Genomic DNA, 14260 nt, shown 5'->3' on the forward strand with positions numbered 1-14260 from the left:
TCAATGGTGAGTCGACGGCCCGTAGGGTGTCAACCCTGTGGATAACTGAGGTGGACCGATGGGGATCGGGGCGGGATGGACTCCTACGAGGACGAGGACGTCAAAGGCGCCAGGAGCCTGAGCTCCGAGCCGCCGCCCGACGGCGCCCCCGAGCCGCCTCCCGCAGCCCAGGGCGAGGTCCAGCCCCCGGCCCGGACGGAGCACGTCCCTGCCTCCCGGGCCGAGGATCAGCCGGGTGCGGTACCGGCCTCGAAGAGCCCGAGTGTTCTGTCGGCCCAGGGATCGGCCCTGAGGTCGGCTCCCGGCGCGCAGACAGGCCCGCAGGCCCCGAGCGCCCCGCCGATGCCGGGCACGGAGGCGTCGAGCGGCCCGTTCGCGGCGGGCACGCACACCCCGCCCGCCCCGCACCCTGGCGTCCCGGTCCCCCTACGGGGCATTGCCGCGCTCTCCCTCCCCTACCAGGTGGCCGCCGCGCTCTCCCTCGCTCTCATCGGCGTATTCGCCTGTGTCCACCTGGCCATGGTGTTTCTGCACGTGGCGCCGTCCAACACGGTGACCAAGGAGCACGGCGGGGCGGTCGACGGCTGGGTCTATCCCGAGTTCGAGCAGAACTGGAAGCTCTTCGCCCCGAACCCGCTGCAGCAGAACGTCGCGGTGGAGGTGAAGGCCGAGTACACGGCCGACGACGGCAGCCACAAGAACACCGACTGGATCGATCTCACCGCCGAGGACGGCGAGGCGATCCGCGGCAATCTTCTGCCGAGCCATGTGCAGCAGAACGAGCTCCGGCGGGCCTGGGACTTCTACGTGAACTCGCACGACAACGAAAACCGCGGGAACGGCCTGCGCGGCCAGCTTTCCGAGAGCTATGTGCGCCGCATCGTGATGCAGCGGCTCGACGCTCATGATCTTGGCGGCCCCGTCGAGCGCATCCGGCTCAGGTCCTCGACCCGCTCGGTCAAGGCCCCTGAGTGGAGCGACGAGAAGATCGACACCCGCGCCGCGTACCGGGTCCTGCCCTGGTGGACGGTCACCGCGGCCGATCTGCCCGGGGGAGTCCGCAACGACCGGACGGAGGCCGGGCAGTGAACGCCACTCCCGACCACAGGGTCGCCCGGGCCGTCCAGCGCGTCACGGCCACCGCCCTCGGCCCCTACCAGAGCGCCGTCGTCCGGATCGGCTTCGCCGCCACCTGGCTGCTCTTCCTGCTCCGAGAGCTGCCCAACCGCCATGAAATGTATGGGCCCCACGGCCCATGGAGCTGGGACATGGCGCGCCAGCTTATTTCGGGCAATGACGCCTTCACCGCGCTCATGTGGGCGGACAACACCCTCTGGTTCGAGATCGTCTACGCCGTCGCCATGCTGTCCAGCGCGTTGCTGATGCTCGGCTGGCGGACCCGCACCATGTCGGTGCTCTTCATGATCGGTGTGCTGTCTCTGCAGAATCGCTCGATATTCATGGGCGACGGCGGCGACAACGTCATCCATCTGATGGCGATCTATCTGGTCCTGACGCGCTGCGGGCAGGTCTGGTCGCTGGACGCAAGACGGCTCGCACGGGCGGTGCCGGGCGTCCCGTCGGCTCCGGACGGGCCGGTGGTGCCCGGGAGGCCGGGTGGTCAGCCTCCCGACCGGGTCGGCCCCGCCCTCTGGGTCGTGCTGGGATGCGCCCTGGTCGTTGGAACATTCCTGAACCAGACCGGCTGGTTCGTGCTGCTCCTGCTCTGGGTGCTCTGGGTGGCACAGGCGCTGTGGTGGATGGTGAACCGGTACGCCCCCCACAGCGAGCCCCGCGCCCTGCTGGACGTACTCGCCAACCTGGCGCACAACGCGGCGCTCCTCGTGATCATGGCCGAGGTCTGTCTGATCTATGCCACCGCCGGCTGGTACAAGATCCAGGGCTCGCGCTGGCAGGACGGTACAGCGCTCTACTACCCGCTCAAGCTCGACTACTTCACGCCCTGGCCGGCACTCTCCGACATCCTCGCATCCGGCGGCGTGATGGTGATGGTCCTGACGTACGGCACGGTGATCGTGCAGGTCGCCTTCCCCTTCACGCTCTTCAATCGGCGCGTCAAGAACGTCCTGCTGGGCGCCATGATGCTGGAGCACGCGGCCATCGCGGTGCTGCTCGGGCTGCCCTTCTTCTCGCTCGCGATGATCGCCGCGGACGCGGTGTTCCTGCCGACCGCCTTTCTGGTCTGGCTCGGCGTTCGGGTGGCCCGGGGGCGGGACCGGCTGTTCTCGCGCGCGGACGCTGCCGGGGCGGAGCAGCGGCGGGGGACCCAGGACGAGCCCCGTACGCTCGTCGGGTAAGCGCCACCGTAGAACCGATTCAGTACGACGATGTCTTCAGCCCCGAGGCCGGCGTCGGGCCGCATCCGCTGCCGTGGCCCCAGGACGAGCGGTACGACCCCCGGCTGCTGGCCGATGGCGACCCGCGCAATGTTGTCGACCCCTACCGGTACTGGACGCGCGAGGCGATCGTCGCCGACCTCGATACACGACGGCACGGGTTTCATGTGGCCGTGGGAGAAGCAACCGCCACGGTCACGGGTGATCGCCATCCACCACCAGCGGCCGACTGACCAGTCGAGCAGACCTCAGCTGACGCGATGCAGGCCGGACATGGGCCACGAAAGGCGGGCCCTACAGGGTGGAATGCGATGCGTGAGAGCGGCTGTTCGACACCGTAGCCTGTGGCGATGAGCGACGACGATGCCACGAGGGCCGTACGGCAATGGAGCGAGGCCGCGCCTGATGCTGTGCTGCTTGACGGCTTCCACGCGCTGAAGCATGCGCTCCGTTTCGGAGCGGACGTACGAGTCGCAGTCACCAGCAACAAGGAGACTGCCCTGGCGCTGGCTGCTTCACTTGCCGACGACGTGACGGACCGCATCAGGGATCTTGTTGTCGAGGTACCAGGACAGACCCTGCGGGAACTGGTGCCGAGGATTCACCCCACGCAGGTGGCCGCTCTGGCCACCAGGCGCAGCCGTCAGACGAACTTGGCGGGATTGGGCCGGCTGCCACGGACGTCACCGATCGTCGTGCTGGACAACCCGCGCAATCTCGGGAATGTCGGAGCCGTGGTTCGCCTTGCTGCCGGTTTTGGGGCCACAGGCGTGGTCACTACCGGCGACGTGGACCCGTGGCACCCCAACGCGGTGAGGGCGGGCGCGGGTCTCCATTTCGCCACCGCCGTGGAACGGCTCCCCTTCAGTGATCTTCCGCCAGGCCCGCTGTACGTCCTTGACCCGGAAGGGGAGGACATCAGGTCTGTCAGCATCCCTGGTGACGCGCTGCTTGTATTCGGCTCTGAGCGGCATGGGGTCTCGCCCGAGCTCCGGAGCCAGGCAACCAAGCTGCTGGCCCTCCCGATGCGGCCCCAGGTGTCGAGCTACAACCTTGCGACCAGCGTGGCCATGGCTCTGTTCCACTGGGGCGGTCCGCTACAGGGACCAGACGCCCAGGACCGCTGAGAGCTCTCCAGACCTGTTTCAACATCGGGTCGGTGGTGCGTACCGATCAACACGGGCGCCGCGGCGGCGATCGCGAGGCATGCGTGGGTTCAGCGGTACGCGGAGATCCAGTCCTCGTAGGGGGTTCGCGTCGTGCCGCGGGCCGTGACCCCGGAGGACATCCTCCCGGGTCACGGCCTGTCGGGACTCAGGCCTGGCGGCGGACCTCCACCACGCGGAAGCGGTTCGAGACGAACGCCCCGTCGCACAGGGCCGCGTTCGCCGCCGGGTTGCCGCCCGAGCCGTGGAAGTCGGAGAACGCCGCCGTCTGGTTGACGTACACCCCGCCCGTCAGATTCAGGGAGAGCTGCGCCGACTCGTCCAGGCAGACGTCCTCGATCGCGCGCTCCGTCTCCTCGGACGTGGTGTACGCGCCCACCGTCATCGCGCCCTTGTCGCGGACCGTGCGCCGCAGCAGCTCCACCGCGTCTGCCGTCGAGTCGACCGCGACCGCGAAGGAGACCGGGCCGAAGCACTCCGACATGTAGACCGCTTCGGCGTCGGGCTTGGCGCCGTCGAGCTTGACGATCACTGGCGTACGGACGACGGCGTCCGGGAATTCCGGGTTGGCGATCTTCCGAGAGGGCAGGGCCACCTCGCCCAGTTCGGCCGCTGCGTCCAGGCGGGACTTGACGTCAGGGTTGACCAGCGCGCCGAGTAGGGCGTTCGCCCGCGCGTCGTCGCCGAGCAGGCCGCCCACCGAGGCCGCGAGGTCGGTGACCACGTCGTCGTACGACTTGGGTCCGGCGTCCGTCGAGATGCCGTCCCTCGGGATCAGGAGGTTCTGCGGGGTGGTGCACATCTGGCCGCTGTACAGGGACAGCGAGAAGGCCAGGTTGGACAGCATCCCCTTGTAGTTGGCGGTGGAGTCGATGACGACGGTGTTGACGCCGGCCTTCTCGGTGTAGACCTGCGCCTGGCGGGCGTTGGCCTCGAGCCAGTCACCGAAGGCGGTGGACCCCGTGTAGTCGATGATCTTGATCTCGGGCCGCACCGCGAGGGTCTTGGCGATTCCCTCGCCCGGCTGCTCGACGGCCAGAGCGACCAGGTTCGGATCGAAGCCCGCCTCGGACAGCACCTCGCGGGCCACGCGCACCGTGAGCGCGAGCGGCAGGACCGCGCGGGGGTGCGGCTTGACCAGCACCGGGTTGCCCGTGGCCAGGGAGGCGAACAGCCCCGGGTAGCCGTTCCACGTGGGGAAGGTGTTGCATCCGATCAGCAGGGAGATGCCGCGGGCCGCGGTGGTGAAGGTCTTCCGCAGCTCCAGCGGGTCGCGCTTGCCCTGCGGCTTTGACCAGTCGGCGGCGTCGGGGGTGCGGGTCTGCTCCTGGTAGGCGTACGCGACGGCCTCGAGGCCGCGGTCCTGGGCGTGCGGGCCGCCCGCCTGGAACGCCATCATGAAGGCCTGCCCGCTGGTGTGCATCACCGCGTGCGCGAACTCATGGGTGCGTGCGCTGATCCGCGAGAGGATCTCCAGACAGACCAGGGCACGGGTCTCGGGCCCCGCCTCGCGCCAGGCGGCCACGCCCGCGCGCATGGCGGGCAGCAGGACGTCGATGTCCGGGTGGGGGTACTCGATGCCCAACTCCGGGCCGTACGGCGAGACTTCGCCACCCGTCCAGCCGTCCGTACCTGGCTGGTCCAGCTCGAAGCGGGTATTGCGCAGGGCCTCGAACGCCGCGAGTCCGTCGGCCGGCGCGCTCTCGCCGTATGCCTTGGGGTGCTCGGGGTGCGGGGACCAGTAGGCGCGGGTGCGGATGGCTTCGAGGGCCTGGTCGAGCGTGGGCCGGTGGGTCTCGGTCAGCTGCATGGAAGGACCAACTCCTCGTCGAGCTGGGCAGGGAAGGATTGACAGAGTTAGAGTAACCGAACGATCGGTCGGTACAAGGGGGCCTGTCAAACCTGTGGACAACTCATCGGGGAGGATCGCTTCCATGACCGCCATCGATCAGAGCCGTACCGTCGCCGTGGTCGGCACCGGCACCATGGGTCAGGGCATTGCCCAGGTCGCCCTTGCCGCAGGCCATCCCGTACGTCTCTACGACGCCGTACCCGGACGGGCGGCCGAGGCCGCGAAGACCATCGGCGCCCGCCTCGACCGGCTGGTCGAGAAGGGGCGCATGGACTCCGCCGAACGGGACGCCGCACGCGCGCGCCTGCACCCGGCCGCGGACCTCGCCGAGCTGGCCGACGCCGCACTCGTCGTCGAGGCGGTCCTCGAGCAGCTGAAGATCAAGCAGGAGCTGTTCACGGCGCTGGAGGAGCTCGTTGCCGACGACTGCCTGCTCGCCACCAACACCTCCTCCCTCTCCGTCACGGCCATCGCGGGCGCACTCAAGCACCCGGGACGCTGCGTCGGACTGCACTTCTTCAATCCGGCGCCCCTGCTCCCGCTCGTCGAGGTCGTCAGCGGCTTCGCCACGGACGAGGCGGCGGCCACGCGCGCGTGGGCGACGGCAGCGGCCTGGGGCAAGACCCCGGTGCGCTGCGCCGACCAGCCCGGTTTCATCGTCAACCGCATAGCCAGGCCCTTCTATGCGGAGGCCTTCGCCGTGTACGAGGAGCGGGGCGCCGACCCCGCCACGATCGACGCGGTGCTGCGTGAGTCGGGCGGCTTCAGGATGGGCCCCTTCGAGCTCACCGACCTGATCGGCCAGGACGTCAACGAGGCCGTCACCCGGTCCGTGTGGGAGTCCTTCTTCCAGAACGTGAAGTTCACCCCTTCCCTGCCGCAGCGGCGGCTCGTCGAGGCGGGCCTGCTGGGCCGTAAGTCGGGCCGTGGCTGGTACGACTACGCGGAAGGTGCTGTCCGCCCGGAGCCGCACACCGCGGAGCCCGCCGGCGCCCCGGAGTACGTCATCGCCGAGGGCGGCCTGGGCGCCGCCGCCGAGCTGCTCGACCTGATCCGCGAGTGCGGTATCACGGTGCGCAAGGGGGGCGGCGAGGACACCGGTACCCGGCTGGTGCTGCCCAGCGGCGGCCAGCTGGGGCTCGCGGACGGCCAGATGTCCGGCGAGTTCCGAGACGTCGTCTTCTTCGACCTGGCGCCGGACTACCGGGCTGCCACCCGGATCGCCCTCTCCGCCTCCCCGGACACCCCGGAACGCACCGTTTTGGAGGCGACCGGCCTGTTCCAGGCGCTGGGCAAGAAGGTCAGCGTCATCGGAGACGTACCCGGGATGATCGTCGCCCGTACCGTCGCGATGCTGATGGATGCCGCGGCCGACGCCGTCGCCAAGGGAGTCGCCACCGAGGACGACATCGACACGGCGATGAGGCTCGGCGTCAACTACCCTCTGGGGCCCGTCGAATGGAGCCGTAGGCTTCCCCAGGGCTGGGCCTACGAGCTGCTGCAAGAGCTGGATCTGCGCTATCCGGGTGGGCGCTACGCACCCTCGGTCGCCCTCTTCCAGCACTCGCTCGCCGGTGACCCGGAAGGAGCGGACGAATGACCACCGCCAAGCGCGACACGTACACCCCGGAGACACTGCTGACCGTCGCAGTCCGGATCTTCAACGAGCGCGGCTACGACGGCACGTCCATGGAGCATCTCTCCCAGGCGGCCGGCATCTCCAAGTCCTCGATCTACCACCATGTGGCGGGCAAGGAGGAACTGCTCCGCCGGGCCGTCAGCCGGGCGCTGGACGCGCTCTTCGCGATCCTCGACGAGCCGGGAGCCCTCAGCGGGCGCGCCATCGAGCGGGTGGAGTACGTCACCCGGCGCACCGTCGAGGTACTGATGGCCGAGCTGCCCTATGTGACGCTGCTGCTGCGCGTACGGGGCAACACCAAGACCGAGCGCTGGGCCATGGAGCGGCGGCGTGAGTTCGACCAGCGGGTGGCCGATCTGCTGAAGGCGGCCGCGGCGGACGGCGATCTCCGCACCGATGTCGACATCCGCCTGGCGACCAGGCTGCTCTTCGGCATGGTGAACTCGCTCGTCGAGTGGTACCGGCCGCATCCGGGCAGCGGCTACGACGGCGACCAGGTCGCCGAGGCGGTCGTCGGACTCGCCTTCGACGGGCTGCGTACGGACTCGTAGGCGCCCGGCCGGCGCCCGCTCGTGGAGGCCGGCTAGAGCGGCTCGGCGTCCGGAGCGGATGCCGGGCCGAGAACCGTACCCGGAGCCGGGCCCGGCCCGGGGTCGAGGTCCGTCTCCTCGAAGACCAGCAGCGTACGGGTGGACAGCACCTCCGGGATCGACTGCAGCCTGGTCAGGACGAGCTCGCGCAGCGTGCGGTTGTCAGAGGTGTGCACCAGCAGCAGGACATCGAAGTCTCCGCTGACCAGGGCGATGTGGGCGGCACCCGGCAGCGCCTGGAGCTGTTCGCGCACGGTGCGCCAGGAGTTCTGCACGATCTTCAGCGTGATGTAGGCGGAAGCGCCCTGGCCCGCTCGCTCGTGGTTCACGCGGGCGCTGAAACCGCGGATCACTCCGTCGTCGATGAGCCGGTTGATCCGGGCGTACGCATTGGCGCGGGAGACATGGACGCGCTCGGCCACGGATCGTATCGAGGCGCGACCGTCCGTCTGGAGGATCCGCAGGATGTCCCGGTCGATGGAGTCGATCGGGCGCGGCGGAGGCATCTGCTCCGCCCGGTCCCCGTCCTCGGCCATTTGTTCAGCTGCCATATCCCCCCGCTTCCCTAGCATGGACGACCTGTCTCTATATCAGGCTGTGGAGAACCGTTTGTCCACAGGCTGAAGGTGCCTGTAGCCAAAATGCGTCCACGACCGAACAATCGGTAGGTGAGGCGGGCCACACTCGTGCCGCTTCGTCGTCGCCCCCACGAGGAGGTGCTCGCGTTGAGAAAGAGCAGCATGACGGTTCAAGAGCTGCCCGGTGCCACGGCTGCCTACCGGCCCACCCCGCCCCCGGCGTGGAAGCCCCGCACCGACCCCGCACCGCTGCTCCCGGACCCGGAGCCGTACCGCGTGCTCGGCACGGACGCCGCAGCCGGGGCCGACCCCGAGCTGCTGCTGCGGCTGTACGCGGAGCTGGTGCGCGGCCGCAGGTACAACGCCCAGGCGACCGCGCTGACCAAGCAGGGCCGGCTCGCCGTCTACCCGTCGAGCACCGGGCAGGAGGCGTGCGAGGTGGCGGCTGCGCTGGCGCTGGAGGAGCGGGACTGGCTCTTCCCCAGCTACCGCGACACCCTCGCGGCCGTGGCCCGCGGCCTCGACCCGGTGCAGGCGCTGACCCTGCTGCGCGGCGACTGGCACACCGGCTACGACCCCCGAGAGCACCGCATAGCGCCGCTGTGCACCCCGCTCGCCACCCAGCTGCCGCATGCCGTCGGGCTGGCCCACGCCGCCAGGCTCAAGGGCGACGACGTCGTCGCGCTCGCCATGGTCGGCGACGGCGGCACCAGCGAGGGCGACTTCCACGAGGCGCTGAACTTCGCGGCGGTCTGGCAGGCCCCGGTCGTCTTCCTCGTGCAGAACAACGGTTTCGCGATCTCCGTGCCGCTGGCCAAGCAGACGGCGGCACCCTCGCTCGCCCACAAGGCCGTGGGGTACGGAATGCCCGGCCGGCTCGTCGACGGGAACGACGCGGCCGCGGTCCACGAGGTGCTCCGCGATGCGCTGGCGCGGGCCAGGCGCGGCGGTGGTCCCACGCTGATCGAGGCCGTGACGTACCGCATCGACGCCCATACGAACGCCGACGACGCGACCCGCTACCGGGGCGAGAGCGAGGTCGAGGCCTGGCGGGCGCACGATCCGATCCGGCTGCTGGAGCGGGAGTTGACGGAGCGAGGGCTGCTCGACGAGGACGGCATACGGGCCGCGGCCGACGCCTCCGAGACGATGGCCGCGGATCTGCGCGAGCGGATGAACGCCGACCCGGTGCTGGACCCGATGGACCTGTTCGCGCACGTCTACGCCGAGCAGACCAGCCAGCTGCGGGAGCAGGCGGCGCAGCTGCGGGCCGAGCTCGACGCCGAGGGAGAGGCGCGATGACCACGGCCGCGGTGAAGCCCGCCTCGATGGCGCAGGCCCTGCAGCGCGCGATGCACGATGCGATGGCCGAGGACCCGGCCGTACATGTGCTGGGGGAGGACGTCGGCGCGCTCGGCGGGGTCTTCCGGGTGACGGACGGGCTCGCCAAGGAATTCGGCGAGGACCGCTGTACGGACACGCCGCTCGCCGAGGCGGGCATCCTCGGCACGGCCGTCGGCATGGCGATGTACGGGCTGCGGCCGGTCGTCGAGATGCAGTTCGACGCCTTCGCGTATCCGGCGTTCGAGCAGCTGATCAGCCATGTGGCACGGATGCGGAACCGCACCAGGGGCGGTATGGCACTGCCGATCACCGTCCGCGTGCCGTACGGCGGCGGGATCGGCGGGGTCGAGCACCACAGCGACTCGTCCGAGGCGTACTACATGGCGACTCCGGGGCTCCATGTCGTCACGCCCGCGACGGTCGCAGACGCCTACGGGCTGCTGCGGGCCGCGATCGCCTCCGACGACCCGGTCGTCTTCCTGGAGCCGAAGCGTCTGTACTGGTCGAAGGCGCCGTGGTCGCCGGACGCGCCGTCCGAGGTCGAGCCGATGGGCCGGGCTGTGGTGCGGCGGCAGGGGCGGAGCGCCACGCTGATCACCTACGGGCCTTCCGTGCCGGTCTGCATGGAGGCTGCGGAGGCCGCCGCGGCCGAGGGATGGGATCTGGAAGTCGTCGATCTGCGTTCGCTGGTGCCCTTCGACGACGAGACGGTCTGTGCGTCCGTTCGGCGTACGGGACGGGCGGTCGTCGTCCATGAGTCCACCGGTTTCGGTGGCCCTGGCGGGGAGATCGCCGCGCGGGTGACGGAGCGCTGCTTCCACCACCTGGAGGCACCGGTGCTGCGCGTGGCCGGTTTTGACATTCCCTATCCGCCGCCGATGCTGGAGCGGCACCACCTGCCAGGAGTGGACCGGGTGCTGGACGCGGTCGCACGGCTGCAGTGGGAGGCGGCGAGCTGATGGCTCAGGTACTCGAATTCAAGCTCCCGGACCTCGGGGAGGGGCTGACCGAGGCGGAGATCGTGCGCTGGCTGGTGGCAGTGGGCGATGTCGTCGCGATCGACCAGCCGGTCGTCGAGGTCGAGACGGCCAAGGCGATGGTGGAGGTGCCGTGCCCCTACGGGGGGGTGGTGACCGCGCGCTTCGGCGACGAGGGCACGGAACTGCCCGTCGGCGCACCGCTGTTGACGGTTGCTGTCGGCGCGTTGGAAGCCTTCGGATCCGCTCCTGCCGCCGAATCCTCCGCTGCCTCCGAAGCCTCGGACGGGTCGAGCGAGTCGTCCGGCAATGTGCTGGTCGGCTACGGCACGGGGGCGCCGGCGGCTCGTCGCCGCCGGATCCGGCCCGCCACTCCCGCTGCGGCTGCTCCTGTCGTGTCGCCTGGCCCCACCCCGGTTGCGGAGCCGGAGCGGCGGGTGGTGCCCACGGTGGCGGTCGAGGAGGTGGCGCTGAGCGGCCCCGTACCCGTCATATCGCCGCTCGTCCGCCGGCTCGCCCGTGAGAACGGCCTCGATCTGCGTCAGTTGACCGGATCCGGACCCGACGGCCTGATCCTGCGGGCCGACGTCGAGCACGCGATGCGGGCAGCCGAGACGCCGACCGCTGCCGAGCCCGTGCTCGCCGCGGCGCCTGTCTCCACAGCGCTTGCCTCCGCGGCGGCGCGCGGTGAACGGATACCGCTGCGCGGCGTCCGCGGAGCCGTGGCCGACAAGCTCTCCCGCAGCCGGCGTGAGATACCGGACGCCACCTGCTGGGTCGACGCGGACGCGACTGAGCTGATGGCCGCGCGGGCCTCGATGAACGCCGCGGGCGGGCCGAAGATCTCGCTCCTGGCACTGATGGCCCGGATCTGTACGGCCGCGCTCGCCCGCCACCCGGAGCTCAACTCCACGGTGGACATGGACGCCAGGGAGATCGTGCGCCTGCCCGAAGTGCATCTCGGCTTCGCTGCGCAGACCGAACGAGGACTGGTCGTCCCCGTTGTACGGGATGCGCATCTGCGCTCGGCCGAGTCGCTGAGTGCGGAGATCGGGCGGCTGACCGAGGCGGCCAGGCAGGGGACGCTGACTCCGGCGGATCTGACGGGCGGGACGTTCACCCTGAACAACTACGGGGTGTTCGGTGTCGACGGCTCCACGCCGATCGTCAACCACCCCGAGGCGGCGATGCTCGGGGTCGGCCGGATCGTGCCGAAGCCGTGGGTGTACGAGGGCGAACTGGCCGTGCGCAAGGTCGTCCAGCTCTCGCTCACCTTCGACCACCGGGTCTGTGACGGCGGCACGGCGGGCGGTTTCCTGCGCTATGTCGCCGACTGTGTGGAGCACCCGTCGGTGCTGCTGCGCAGCCTGTAGGTCCGTACAGCGAGACGGACCCAGCAGAGATCCAATCGGGGTTCTCCGCCCACGCGATCGCGGCCCATACTTCAGGCATGACCGCGTATGACGCCATCGTGCTCGCCGGAGGTGCCGCGAAGCGGCTGGGCGGGGCCGACAAGCCGGCGGTGAGCGTGGGCGGGCGCCCCCTGCTCGACCGCGTGCTCGGGGCGTGCCGCGACGCGGGACGCACCGTTGTGGTCGGCGGGCGCAGGGCCACCGCGCGCCCCGTGGTCTGGGCGCGTGAGGAGCCCCCGGGCGGCGGGCCGCTCGCCGCGCTGGACGCCGGCGTGCGGCAGGTCGAGGCACAGGCAGTCCTTGTGCTCTCGGCCGATCTGCCGTTCCTGGGGGAGCGCACGGTGCGCCGGCTGATCGGCACCCTTGGGACGAGCGGGCGCGAGGCGGCGCTGCTCACCGATCCCGACGGCCGCGACCAGCCTCTGGTCGCCGCGTACTGTACCGAGCCGCTCCGTCGTGAGCTCGCTCTTCTCGCCACCGAGTACGGGAGTCTGGCGGGGCTGCCGTTGCGTCTGCTGACGCAGGAACTGGATCTCGCCCGGATCGATGCGGAGCCGCTCGCCTCCTTCGACTGCGACACCTGGGAGGACATCTCCGCAGCCCGGGCCCGTATCAGGGAGCATGGGAACGTGCTGGACGAATGGATCACCGCAGTCAAGGACGAACTCGGCATCGAACTCGACGTCGACACCGGCGCCCTGCTCGACCTCGCCCGGGACGCGGCGCACGGCGTCGCCCGTCCCGCGGCGCCGCTCACCACCTTCCTGGTGGGGTACGCGGCGGCCCAGGCGGGCAGCGGCGGCCCGGCGGCGGTCGCGGAGGCCGCCCGCAAGGCGGCCGCGCTCGCCAGGCGCTGGGCGGAGGAAGCCGAGCAGGCCGCCTCCCAGGCCGGGCCCGCCAAAGGTGCTGAGCCTCCCGGGCCGGTCAAGGCCGCCGAGCCCGGCGAACCGGACCGGGGCGACGCCGTATGAACGGTCAGGAGCAGGACGCCGAGTCGGACGGCGTCGAGGATGCCCTCGCACTGGTCGGCCGGCAGACGCGGCAGGAGGCCGCCCCCGGCTCGGCTCCCGGGACTGGCTCCGGGCCGGCCGGCGGGCCCGCGACGGTCCGGCACCGCGCGACCCCCTGGCCCGACGCCAGGGCACTCGCCGCGCGCATCGGGCGCTCCGCCCCGCCCCGTACCGCGCGCATCCCCCTCGATCAGGCTCGTGGCCAGGTGCTCGCCGAGCCGCTCACCGCACTCTGCGACCTGCCCTCCTTCGACGCCTCCGCCATGGACGGCTGGGCCGTCGCGGGCCCCGGGCCCTGGACCGTTCAGGGCGGCGGTTCGATCCTTGCCGGGCACGGCGAGGTTCCGCCGCTCCCCGATGGCGTGGCGGTACGGATCGCCACCGGGGCACGTATCCCGCCCGAGACCACCGCGGTGATCCGCAGTGAGCACGCCCGTACCGCGGACCGCGGCCAGCTGTACGCCGAGCGCGAGGTGGTCACCGGTCAGGAGATCCGGCCGAGGGGCCAGGAGTGCCGCTCCGGCGACCAACTCCTGCCCGCCGGCTCGCTGGTGACCCCGGCCGTGCTGGGACTCGCCGCGGCCGCCGGTTACGACGAGCTGCTCACAGTCCCCCGGCCGCGCGTCGAAGTCCTTGTCCTCGGCGATGAGTTGCTCACCGCCGGACTCCCCCACGACGGCCTGATCCGCGACGCGCTCGGGCCGATGATCGGCCCCTGGCTCAGTGCCCTCGGCGTCGATGTCATCGCCACCCGCCGCCTCGGCGACGACGCCGAAGCCCTCCACGAGGCCGTCACCACCTCCGACGCCGATCTCATCCTCACCACCGGCGGTACGGCCGCGGGCCCCGTCGACCATGTCCACCCGGTCCTGCGGAAGGCGGGGGCCGAGCTGCTGGTCGACGGTGTCGCCGTGCGCCCCGGGCATCCGATGCTCCTTGCCCGGCTGGCCCAGGAGGGTGACCGGCCTGCCCGGCATCTGGTGGGCCTGCCCGGAAATCCCCTGGCCGCCGTCTCCGGGCTCCACACGCTCGCCGAGCCGCTGCTGCGGGGGCTTGCGGGCCACCCGGCGCCCGTTCCCTATCGCGCTCCCGTACGTGACGAGGTGCACGGGCATCCGTACGACACCCGCCTCGTGCCCTTCGTCCACCGCGCCGAAATGCTGGTACCGCTGCACTACAACGGGCCGGCCATGTTGCGTGGCATTGCCGCTGCCGACGGGCTGGCCGTCGTACCGCCAGGCGGTGCGCGGTCCGGCGACGAGCTGGAAGTGCTTGATCTGCCGTGGACACCGGGCACCTCCTCCGTCGCCGGAGGGGGACGTTTCACGTGAAACT

12 protein-coding genes and 1 pseudogene are annotated in these 14260 nt (G+C 70.8%); 11 read left to right on the top strand and 2 right to left on the bottom strand.

Features of this window, described 5'->3' with window-relative positions; translation table 11 throughout:
* Positions 1-75: 75 nt before the first annotated feature.
* The 4 genes and pseudogenes from ACQEVG_RS19665 to ACQEVG_RS19680 all read left to right on the top strand — a co-directional run bounded on the left by ACQEVG_RS19665 (position 76) and on the right by ACQEVG_RS19680 (position 3484).
* Complete coding sequence (locus tag ACQEVG_RS19665; RefSeq protein ID WP_432985739.1) at positions 76-1089, top strand: DUF5819 family protein; 1014 nt, start codon at positions 76-78, stop codon at positions 1087-1089.
* The gene (locus tag ACQEVG_RS19670) at positions 1086-2318 is read left to right on the top strand and encodes an HTTM domain-containing protein (RefSeq protein WP_432985741.1); all 1233 of its coding nucleotides are present in this window, start codon (positions 1086-1088) and stop codon (positions 2316-2318) included. Before ACQEVG_RS19665 ends, ACQEVG_RS19670 begins: the two co-directional genes overlap by 4 nt.
* Positions 2204-2533 (top strand): annotated as a pseudogene (locus tag ACQEVG_RS19675) (hypothetical protein); the annotation flags it as partial. The gene ACQEVG_RS19670 and the pseudogene ACQEVG_RS19675, both read left to right, overlap by 115 nt.
* Before the next feature lie 174 nt (positions 2534-2707).
* Complete coding sequence (locus ACQEVG_RS19680) at positions 2708-3484, top strand: TrmH family RNA methyltransferase (protein ID WP_432985743.1); 777 nt, start codon at positions 2708-2710, stop codon at positions 3482-3484.
* 187 nt (positions 3485-3671) lie between these two features.
* Here the strand turns inward: ACQEVG_RS19680 and paaN are convergent, their stop codons facing one another.
* Complete coding sequence (gene paaN / locus ACQEVG_RS19685) at positions 3672-5333, bottom strand: phenylacetic acid degradation protein PaaN (protein WP_432985745.1); 1662 nt, start codon at positions 5331-5333, stop codon at positions 3672-3674.
* A gap of 124 nt (positions 5334-5457) precedes the next feature.
* Here paaN and ACQEVG_RS19690 point away from each other — a divergent pair, with 124 nt between their 5' ends.
* Entirely contained in the window at positions 5458-6975 is a 1518-nt protein-coding gene (locus ACQEVG_RS19690) for a 3-hydroxyacyl-CoA dehydrogenase (protein ID WP_432985747.1), read from the top strand.
* Positions 6972-7565, top strand: a complete 594-nt coding sequence (locus ACQEVG_RS19695; RefSeq protein ID WP_432985749.1) for a TetR/AcrR family transcriptional regulator — start codon at positions 6972-6974, stop codon at positions 7563-7565. The genes ACQEVG_RS19690 and ACQEVG_RS19695 overlap by 4 nt, the downstream gene beginning before the upstream one ends.
* A gap of 32 nt (positions 7566-7597) precedes the next feature.
* Here the strand turns inward: ACQEVG_RS19695 and ACQEVG_RS19700 are convergent, their stop codons facing one another.
* Entirely contained in the window at positions 7598-8140 is a 543-nt protein-coding gene (locus ACQEVG_RS19700) for an Lrp/AsnC family transcriptional regulator (RefSeq protein ID WP_432992749.1), read from the bottom strand.
* 204 nt (positions 8141-8344) lie between these two features.
* On the opposite strand from ACQEVG_RS19700, the gene pdhA reads away from it, so the two are divergent.
* From pdhA to ACQEVG_RS19725, 5 genes are all read left to right on the top strand, one after another.
* A complete protein-coding gene (pdhA, locus tag ACQEVG_RS19705) occupies positions 8345-9484 on the top strand; it encodes a pyruvate dehydrogenase (acetyl-transferring) E1 component subunit alpha (RefSeq protein ID WP_432985751.1) in 1140 nt (379 codons plus the stop codon).
* A complete protein-coding gene (locus ACQEVG_RS19710) occupies positions 9481-10485 on the top strand; it encodes an alpha-ketoacid dehydrogenase subunit beta (protein ID WP_432985753.1) in 1005 nt (334 codons plus the stop codon). Before pdhA ends, ACQEVG_RS19710 begins: the two co-directional genes overlap by 4 nt.
* Positions 10485-11876, top strand: coding sequence for a dihydrolipoamide acetyltransferase family protein (locus ACQEVG_RS19715; RefSeq protein WP_432985755.1), 1392 nt, complete (start codon positions 10485-10487; stop codon positions 11874-11876). The genes ACQEVG_RS19710 and ACQEVG_RS19715 overlap by 1 nt, the downstream gene beginning before the upstream one ends.
* Positions 11877-11953: 77 nt before the next feature.
* A complete protein-coding gene (locus tag ACQEVG_RS19720; protein WP_432985757.1) occupies positions 11954-12886 on the top strand; it encodes an NTP transferase domain-containing protein in 933 nt (310 codons plus the stop codon).
* Positions 12883-14256 carry a molybdopterin molybdotransferase MoeA gene (locus ACQEVG_RS19725; RefSeq protein ID WP_432985759.1) on the top strand — a complete coding sequence of 458 codons (1374 nt, stop codon included), beginning with the start codon at positions 12883-12885 and terminating at the stop codon, positions 14254-14256. The genes ACQEVG_RS19720 and ACQEVG_RS19725 overlap by 4 nt, the downstream gene beginning before the upstream one ends.
* Positions 14257-14260: the final 4 nt, after the last annotated feature.

This window comes from Streptomyces sp. CA-135486 (assembly GCF_050936555.1).
Lineage (GTDB): Bacteria > Actinomycetota > Actinomycetes > Streptomycetales > Streptomycetaceae > Streptomyces.

Bases quoted from the DNA above. Each gene is read 5' to 3' on its own strand.
- ACQEVG_RS19690 (WP_432985747.1), top strand. From the start codon at position 5,458: ATGACCGCCATCGATCAGAGCCGTACCGTCGCCGTGGTCGGCACCGGC.
- ACQEVG_RS19720 (WP_432985757.1), top strand. From the start codon at position 11,954: ATGACCGCGTATGACGCCATCGTGCTCGCCGGAGGTGCCGCGAAGCGG.
- ACQEVG_RS19700 (WP_432992749.1), bottom strand. From the start codon at position 8,140: ATGGCCGAGGACGGGGACCGGGCGGAGCAGATGCCTCCGCCGCGCCCG.
- ACQEVG_RS19725 (WP_432985759.1), top strand. From the start codon at position 12,883: ATGAACGGTCAGGAGCAGGACGCCGAGTCGGACGGCGTCGAGGATGCC.
- ACQEVG_RS19715 (WP_432985755.1), top strand. From the start codon at position 10,485: ATGGCTCAGGTACTCGAATTCAAGCTCCCGGACCTCGGGGAGGGGCTG.
- paaN (WP_432985745.1), bottom strand. From the start codon at position 5,333: ATGCAGCTGACCGAGACCCACCGGCCCACGCTCGACCAGGCCCTCGAA.
- ACQEVG_RS19710 (WP_432985753.1), top strand. From the start codon at position 9,481: ATGACCACGGCCGCGGTGAAGCCCGCCTCGATGGCGCAGGCCCTGCAG.
- ACQEVG_RS19680 (WP_432985743.1), top strand. From the start codon at position 2,708: ATGAGCGACGACGATGCCACGAGGGCCGTACGGCAATGGAGCGAGGCC.
- pdhA (WP_432985751.1), top strand. From the start codon at position 8,345: ATGACGGTTCAAGAGCTGCCCGGTGCCACGGCTGCCTACCGGCCCACC.
- ACQEVG_RS19665 (WP_432985739.1), top strand. From the start codon at position 76: ATGGACTCCTACGAGGACGAGGACGTCAAAGGCGCCAGGAGCCTGAGC.
- ACQEVG_RS19695 (WP_432985749.1), top strand. From the start codon at position 6,972: ATGACCACCGCCAAGCGCGACACGTACACCCCGGAGACACTGCTGACC.